Here is a 743-nt window from a genome sequence, read left to right as displayed (position 1 = left end):
CGTTGGCTGTCGCTCTGCCGCTGTTTGTTACGTGGTTGTGGCACGGACTATGACCCTCGCACACGATTCCGGGGCCGTTTGTGCAATGAAGTGTCCGCCTTCCACAGATTCGATACTTAAGTGGGGATAGATATTACCCAAAACTTTGACTGCATCATATGAAACCAAGCGATCATTTGTTGGCCGGATATACACGGCTGCAGTTGGTAGATGACCTTTTGGCTCATCAAGTTCAGCAATATTCAATAAACGCTGTTTTAACGTGCTTGGCCCAACCTCTGCGATAGCTTGGCGAACTTGATCCATTAGCGCCCTTTTGCCAAGGCCGTTAAAACATAGCATTTTCATAAGCCAGTTTGGAAACAGATTAGGCTTAATAACAGACTCCGGCAGGGAGGCAGCAAACCTTGCCAGCTTTCCGGGACGGGAAACAAAGCTAGCTATAAAAACTACTTTCGAGACTCTACCGCCAAGGATATTGCATAATTCATACGCAATTCTTCCCGAATATGATTCAGCAACCACCACAACGTTTGAAGATCCAATTTTTCCAGCTATCTCCTCAGCCTGCTGGCGGTAGCTCACGGCCTGCATTTCATTGAGGCAAACAACTTCAAGGTCTATTTCTTTCGGGATATTCTGAATTAGCTCGTTGAAGAGCAAACCCGTTCCATCCATTCCTGGTAGAAATAGAATTTTCAATGTTTAGCTACCATCACGTAACGCCGCGAGCAGCGGCAGCT

The 743-nt window shown here is 46.7% G+C and carries 1 protein-coding gene; it reads right to left on the bottom strand.

The window, feature by feature from the left end:
- Positions 1 to 27: 27 nt before the first annotated feature.
- Entirely contained in the window at positions 28 to 702 is a 675-nt protein-coding gene (locus B4U49_RS00370; protein ID WP_143735426.1) for an alpha/beta fold hydrolase, read from the bottom strand.
- Positions 703 to 743: the final 41 nt, after the last annotated feature.

This window comes from Microbulbifer mangrovi (assembly GCF_002009015.1).
GTDB lineage: Bacteria > Pseudomonadota > Gammaproteobacteria > Pseudomonadales > Cellvibrionaceae > Microbulbifer > Microbulbifer mangrovi.
Note: the sequence above shows the minus strand (reverse complement) of the source record. Positions and strands in the feature narration are given on the sequence as shown.